Origin of the sequence: Oceanispirochaeta sp., from assembly GCF_027859075.1 — a bacterium.
Lineage (GTDB): Bacteria > Spirochaetota > Spirochaetia > DSM-2461 > DSM-2461 > Oceanispirochaeta.
Genome location: NZ_JAQIBL010000063.1, coordinates 1 through 6692 on the forward strand (window position 1 = coordinate 1; position 6692 = coordinate 6692).

Below are 6692 nucleotides of genomic sequence, written 5' to 3' on the forward strand. Positions count from 1 at the left end.
ACTTAAATCTCTTTGATATCAAACAATTGAAAACGAATTCACCAAAAGAGTATTTTCGATTACGGAAAGGAAAATATAGAGCAGTATTTACTATAGAAGACCAAGATTTTTATGTCCATGCAATCACTAAAAGATCGGAGGTTTACAGAAAATGGCCGTAATCAGTGTTCGTTTAAATGAAGACGAGGAAAAAATCCTTGCCTTTTTATCAGAATATTTTCACGAAGATAAATCATCTCTATTCAAAAAATCTATGTATGAGTTATATGAAGACATACAGGATATTAAATTTATTGAAGATCATATTGAAAACAAAGAAAACCCAGAATTTATTTCTGCGGAAGATTTACTGAATTAACTATTCATGGCAAAGAAGAAGAAAATTCAGCCTAAATCTTGTTTGTCAGAAAATAGTTTAAAGCACTTGCCATATCCAACCAGACTTTTTAATAGTGGGAATGAAATGGGGGGTCATAAGAAATGAGTTGTACCTGTCGTTAACTGCGGGTATGCAGGATCAAGGAGGACCACCTTTCTGCCACACCTTGAGGGCTTCTCTGACGGAGCGGCTCATTTCTCTGCTGAAATCACTGTCAAATTTACGGGTGTATGTATGCTGCCCCAGGTTTCGAGCACCATTTTTGTACTGAATCCCCTGGGTTAAGGCCTTGATCATGGGAGCATACATCCTGCCATAATCATCACTGTCCAGCCGCCTGTAGGAATCTTTAAAATGCACAAACTCCTGTTCAAAACGAATCTGAGGCTTTTGATCTTTATACATGCCGGGGGGAGTACCAAAGCAGAGCATGGTGATGGGAAAGACATAATCCGGCAAATTAAACATCCTGCGGTGCTCTTCATAATTCTCCATGATATCCCCGATATAACAGGAACCCAGCCCCAGGGATTCGGCGGCCACAACGGCATTCTGAGCCGCAATCAGAGCATCACAGCAGGCTAAAAGAAAATCACCCTCTTCGGGATGCCTCAATGTTCGGCCCTGTTCCTGACAAAATCCTTCCACATCAGATGCCAGGAAGTAATCAAAAGACCGCTGATAGTCTGCCAAAAAAAGGAGGACAAAGGGAGATTTAGCGATGAAGGGCTGTTGGTCACAGGTCACCACCAGACGGTCTTTCAGGCTCTGATCCTCTACCTCAATCATGGTATACAGCATCATATTCCCTGCAGTGGGTGCACGCATGGCAGCCTGGATGATGCTGTCTTTCTGCTCCCTGCTGACACCATCCTCTGCGTATTGACGCAGGGATTTCCTGTTGTTGATAAGTTTCATGGTTTTATTCATGATGACATCTCCTCTCAGACTGTCAATTCCAGACGGTTTCCATCGGGATCAAGTACTGCGGATTCATAATAACCGTCACCCGTTTTTCGGGGTCCGTCGGATATAACAAATCCATCTTTTTGCAAAATATCAGCAGTATTAGTATATTTCTGATGGGACCTGGCGGAAAAGTAATACTCATAAAAATGGCGGATTTTTTCAAGGTCCTGTGTCCATATCACGATATGATCAATTTTCATATTCTCTCCTGTTATTAATTAACGTATAAGATGATGAGGTATCGGAACCCAAACTACCTTTCCCTTCGGATCAAGCGATGATATCAGAGCCGCCGTCAGGAATCTTGTCAGGATCTGCGGAGACAAGGGCGGTCTTGTTGTGGGACCGACTCATGTTCTGGAACCGGAAGTCCCCTGGGAGAACCAGGAAGCCATGCTGGATGAAATCAGGATTTTGAACGGAGAGTAAAGGAAATACTCCGGATTGTCTCACCCTTTACAAGATCAGGAACAATTCGTCTTGTGATCGGTTCATTTGAGACAGCGGATATGATATCGTTCAGTAAAGCAACGGACATTTTTCCAAGTTCGTCCCTCACATTGCTCCAGCATGTCCATTGTATATCAGAAGAAAACCATTGATCTTCGAGAAGTACAGCAGAAATATCTTCCCCCAGAGTCAGTCCCATTTCATTGCATAATTCCTGAAGCCTTATCGCCAGAGATTTCCTCTCCAGAAAAAATAAAGTAATTCCTTGTGACATACATGCTTCAATATCCATGGAAGTCAATGAATCCTCAAGAATGATTGTCCTGCAACTCAGTTCCGGCCAATAGTCCATGCTGGTATTCAAGGCCTTCTGACGGTCTTCATATGGTTCCTGGTTCCCCAGTTTCCGTATGTAAGAAACCTTCTTATGACCTAGATTATAGCTGTATTTTACAAGTTCAAAAATAATTGAATCATAATCATAGTTCACCATATTTACTTTCCGGCCCATCATATCCCTTCGTCCGATAAAAACTAAGGGGAAACCATCATCAATGAGACGCAGAAGTGTTTCAGTATGTCTTTTTATTCCTATCAGGATGCCGCCATCTCCCAGCTTAAGTCTATTTAAATCGACCTGTTCCTGTCTGTCCGTTTCTGTTCTGAATTTTTTATTTGTTATCAGGAGCAGGTCAAACCCGGTTATCTCCGCCTTCTTTTCTATACCCAGTAGAAAGGAATAAAACTCACTTTCTGCAGCAAAGGGAAATGCAGCCTCATATGTAAAAACTGAAATGATATGGCTTATCCCTGTCACAAGACTTTGAGCCGCCGGACTGGGCATATATCCCAGATCTTTTACAGCTTTTCGAATTTTTTCCTGGGTTTCCTTCCCGACCCTTATTCCTTTTCCTACATTGTTATTGACTACAGCAGAGACAGTGGATGGAGAGACTCCTGCATACCTGGCAACATCTTTTATACTGGTTTTCTTTTTCATTAATATCCTGAATTTAATGGCATTGATGTCTCTCAATCCAAAGGAAGAAAGGCATTCTGTTTCCTTAAAAGATCCTGAATCTCTTTGTAATCCAGTTCTGCAAATGACTTCTTTGATCGTACAGCGATCACTGAGGCTGCTCCTCCGGCATGACCGATCGCTCCGGCTCCCGGAGTAGTCCTGAAGGCTGCCTGTGCTTCAAAGTCGCCGGAAATACAACGACCCACGGTAATCAGATTTCCTACTAGCTTATTTACAAGGGCTCTGTAGGGAATTGTATAATAATCTCCCCAGGCAAGATGGGAGCTAAAAGTATCTTCCCCTGTTGGACTATGAACATCTATGGGATAACCATTACAAACAACAGCATCTTCAAATTTTCGTCCTTCAAGAATATCATCTTTAGTGATCCTGTACAAACCTTCGATCTGTCTGGACGAACGGATTCCAATGGAAGGACCGGTAAACTCTAAAACTGCATTTTCAAAACCTGAAATATACTTCCTGAAGAACCTTGCCAGCTCATGAGCCTGCTTTCGACCTTCCACTTCCCCCTTTGATAAATCAAAAGGATTTGTTGAATCCAAGCCGGTAATACGGGATGTATTAATGATAACTTCACCGGGATTATTAGTTTCAAAGAACAGGATATCTTCTCTTGTAAAGGTAAAATCACCCGAGGCCCTGGCATTCTTGAGGGTTTGTACAAAACCTCCGATAGACAGCCTCTCGGCCTTATCAATGATGCTCGTATCACCCTTTAAACGGGGAAACTCCTCTGGATGACTATGTATATAGCCTCTGACCTTACTCATATCAACACCATACATCCGCACTTTCATTGTCAATGGCTGACTCATTCCATCGGATTCACGGCCTTTTGTGCACTCCACTCCGGACCAGGCTGAAAGATCAGCATCCCCCGTAGCATCGATATAATAGGAGCCTTTTATTGTTGATAATCCTCCTTTGTTGCAGATGGTTAAACTCTGTATCATACCAGAATCCAGTTGAACATCGGCCAGCATGGTATGGTACAAAAGATGTCCCCCCGCTTCAAGAAACATGGATTCCAGGGCCCATTTCATTCCTTCCAGGTCAAAGGGAGTTACCGTATATGTATAACCCGTCGTATCAAAGAGATGCCCCGGGGATAGATTCTCCTTCTTCAAGCGATCTATGAGTTCCCCCGTAATTCCCTGAATAACCTGTTCACTGCCGGAATGAAAAGTCATCATCGGCCCGACACCAGCTCCGGTGAGCATTCCTCCCAGAAATCCGTTCTGGTCAATGATCAGAGTCTTAATATTCTCTCTGGCAGCTGAAATCCCGGCTATAGCACCGGAGATGCCACCGCCCACTATAATTAAATCAAAATCGTTCTTCACTGTTTTCATCCTTTCAGCCCAGAGAAAGCCATAGCGTTGATTATTTTTTTCTGAAAGATGACATAGACAATCAATATTGGCAGAACAGAGGCTGTCGCTGCAGCCAGCTGAAGGTGCCACTGAGGTAATCCATAGGAATCATTAAAATTGGCAAGAGCCAGGGGAATTGTAAAAAGAGAGATGTTGTCATTAAAAACAAGTGGTTCCAGAAAACTGTTCCAGCTGTACAAAAATGAGAGTATGGCTGTAGCACTGAAAACAGGAGTAGAAATGGGAACAATTATCTTTACAAACGTATTAAATGGTGTTAATCCATCCAGATTTGCCGCCTCTTCCAGTTCATCCGGAATCGTTATAAAAAATTGCCTTGTCATAAAAGTGGTAAAAGCACCCTGAGCCCCGAAAATAGGAATGAGAATCAGAGGAATATGTGTATCTATGAGGGAGAGGCTTTTCATAAAAAAGAAGTTTGGTATAAGAGTGACTTCAATCGGCATCATCAGAGCACTAAGCAGAAGAAGAAATAATACATTTTTTCCCTTGAACTTCATCTTGGCAAAGGCATATCCAGCCAGGCCTGAAATGAATAGATTCCCCATTGTCACCAGAGAGGCAATGTAGAGGCTGTTCAAAAACTGCTTTGCAAAAGGCTGATATGCAAAAGCTTCTGTGTAGTTACTCCACTTCCAGCTGACGGGGAGTAAACGAGGCATACCAAAAATCTGATCAGGAGTATTCAATGAATTGATCATCATCCACCAGAAAGGATAGACAAAGGGAATCACAAGAAGCGTCAGAATAATATACTGACCTATTTTTGGAGCCATGCGGGTCATTGTCGACCTGTTGAAGGATACGGGATTACTAATTTTCATAATGACTGATCCTTTTGCGGGTACTCCATTGAATCGCCGTCAAAACTAATACAAAGACAAAGAGTACCAATGCGACAGCACTGGCATATCCATACTGAAAAAACTGAAATGCCTGATAGTAGATGTAGTACACCAGGACCATTGTAGAATTGCTTGGTCCTCCTGCAGTGAGAAGGAGGATGGTATCAAAGACTTTCAACGATCCGATGACTGTAATGATGGTAACCATTAAAAGTGTCGGCATTAAAAGAGGGACCGTGATTTGAAGAAAGATCCTGATTCTTCCTGCCCCATCGATCCGGGCTGCCTCATAATAATGCTGAGGAAGATTCATAACTGCAGCCAGAAAAATAATCACATTCATTCCCAGATTTTTGAGAACTCTATTGATGATGACGCTGAACATGGCCCAACCCGGTTCAAACAGCCAGTTCGGCCCCTGAATACCGATGATTCCCAATAAAGCGTTGACTGCCCCCTGTTCTCCTCCCTGAAGGAGAAATTTCCAGACAATCGCCCAGGCGACAGCAGAAGTAACAACAGGTGAGAAAAAGAGTGTTCTGAAGAACCCCACACCCCGAAACTGCCTGGATAACATAATGGCAATGGCTAAAGACAATAGTATATTGAGAGGTACCTGTCCCAGGGAAAAGGTGATTGTATTCCCTATGGTTTTCCAGAAAATGGGATCATGGCGAAACATTTTTGAAAAATTCTGAAGACCCACAAACTGATTGATTCCTGTTAATAGATTTCTGTCCTGAAAGCTGTAAACAAGTACAGCAATGAGCGGACCTAATACAAACAGAAGGTATCCAACCATCTGAGGGGCTATAAAAATATAAGGTGTTACTTTTTTTTTGTGAATTCCGGTCATTTCATCCCCTGATATATTTTTAATTTTATCAGGAAAGAACCTGGTACAGCCAGGAATCTTCCCTGATAAATCCTTACATCTGTGCTTTTATGGCTTTTGCAAGATCATCTAGAATGGATTTGACATCCGCATCTTTATTCCAAAGCCGATCAAATTCACCGGTAGCAGCCAGAGAGATCTGAGGAAACTTTTCATGGTAGGGAAGAACCTGTCCTGTTTTGAGTCCGGGTATGACCGTACTGATCATGCTTTCCATAGAAATATCGGGGTTTCCCGTTACAAATTCGGAGGAATCCATGATGGACTTTCTAGCTGGAGGCCAGTACTTTGCCATTTGTGCCACATTTTTCTTATTGGTCATGAAGGCAACAAAGGCACTGGCTGCCTCAGAGTGTTTCCCGGCAGAAAAGGCGACAACCGCAGCCTGGCCTATTGTGTTTGAACTAGTGCTCCCGGCAGGTCCTTGAGGCAGAGGAGCAATATCCCATTCCCAGGTCACATCTTTCAACTTTGAAACACGACTGATTTGTCCTGTTGTCATTGCAGCACTTCCGGCATAAAAATCGCTGAGATCTCCAGGAGGAACAACACTTTTATCCCTGTAAACCATGTCATGAAAGAGCTGCACTGCTTTGACAGCTTCAGGTGAATTAATGGTAACATTTCCATTCTGTTCCCAGGCATCGCCACCATATCCTCTGATCATAGGAATAAGATTGTGCCAGACACGGCTGCTGTATGCGGCTCCATCAAT

General features: G+C 42.8%; 8 protein-coding genes. 1 reads left to right on the plus strand and 7 read right to left on the minus strand.

Annotated features, from left to right (window positions below):
* The first annotated feature begins 151 nt into the window (after window positions 1–151).
* On the plus strand, window positions 152–358 hold the full coding sequence (locus PF479_RS03435; RefSeq protein WP_298002246.1) for a DUF6290 family protein: 207 nt from the start codon (window positions 152–154) through the stop codon (window positions 356–358).
* A gap of 159 nt (window positions 359–517) precedes the next feature.
* Here PF479_RS03435 and PF479_RS03440 read toward each other — a convergent pair whose 3' ends face one another.
* The 7 genes from PF479_RS03440 to PF479_RS03470 form a co-directional block, all read right to left on the minus strand.
* Window positions 518–1309, minus strand: coding sequence for a nitroreductase family protein (locus PF479_RS03440; protein ID WP_298002247.1), 792 nt, complete (start codon window positions 1307–1309; stop codon window positions 518–520).
* 14 nt (window positions 1310–1323) lie between these two features.
* A complete protein-coding gene (locus PF479_RS03445; protein ID WP_298002248.1) occupies window positions 1324–1548 on the minus strand; it encodes a VOC family protein in 225 nt (74 codons plus the stop codon).
* 206 nt (window positions 1549–1754) lie between these two features.
* Window positions 1755–2798, minus strand: a complete 1044-nt coding sequence (locus PF479_RS03450; RefSeq protein WP_298002250.1) for a LacI family DNA-binding transcriptional regulator — start codon at window positions 2796–2798, stop codon at window positions 1755–1757.
* A gap of 32 nt (window positions 2799–2830) precedes the next feature.
* A complete protein-coding gene (locus tag PF479_RS03455) occupies window positions 2831–4186 on the minus strand; it encodes an FAD-dependent oxidoreductase (RefSeq protein ID WP_298002251.1) in 1356 nt (451 codons plus the stop codon).
* A 5-nt stretch (window positions 4187–4191) separates the two neighbouring features.
* The gene (locus PF479_RS03460) at window positions 4192–5061 is read right to left on the minus strand and encodes a carbohydrate ABC transporter permease (RefSeq protein WP_298002253.1); all 870 of its coding nucleotides are present in this window, start codon (window positions 5059–5061) and stop codon (window positions 4192–4194) included.
* Window positions 5051–5938: a carbohydrate ABC transporter permease gene (locus PF479_RS03465; RefSeq protein ID WP_298002255.1), complete on the minus strand. Its 888-nt coding sequence runs from the start codon at window positions 5936–5938 to the stop codon at window positions 5051–5053. Before PF479_RS03465 ends, PF479_RS03460 begins: the two co-directional genes overlap by 11 nt.
* A 73-nt stretch (window positions 5939–6011) precedes the next feature.
* Window positions 6012–6692 (minus strand): extracellular solute-binding protein (locus PF479_RS03470; RefSeq protein ID WP_298002257.1); only part of this gene is annotated, 681 nt, incomplete at its 5' end.

What these genes read in the sequence shown, in the direction of transcription:
- PF479_RS03435 (WP_298002246.1), top strand. Translation starts at nt 152, where the DNA reads ATGGCCGTAATCAGTGTTCGTTTAAATGAAGACGAGGAAAAAATCCTT.
- PF479_RS03440 (WP_298002247.1), bottom strand. Translation starts at nt 1,309, where the DNA reads ATGAATAAAACCATGAAACTTATCAACAACAGGAAATCCCTGCGTCAA.
- PF479_RS03445 (WP_298002248.1), bottom strand. Translation starts at nt 1,548, where the DNA reads ATGAAAATTGATCATATCGTGATATGGACACAGGACCTTGAAAAAATC.
- PF479_RS03450 (WP_298002250.1), bottom strand. Translation starts at nt 2,798, where the DNA reads ATGAAAAAGAAAACCAGTATAAAAGATGTTGCCAGGTATGCAGGAGTC.
- PF479_RS03460 (WP_298002253.1), bottom strand. Translation starts at nt 5,061, where the DNA reads ATGAAAATTAGTAATCCCGTATCCTTCAACAGGTCGACAATGACCCGC.
- PF479_RS03465 (WP_298002255.1), bottom strand. Translation starts at nt 5,938, where the DNA reads ATGACCGGAATTCACAAAAAAAAAGTAACACCTTATATTTTTATAGCC.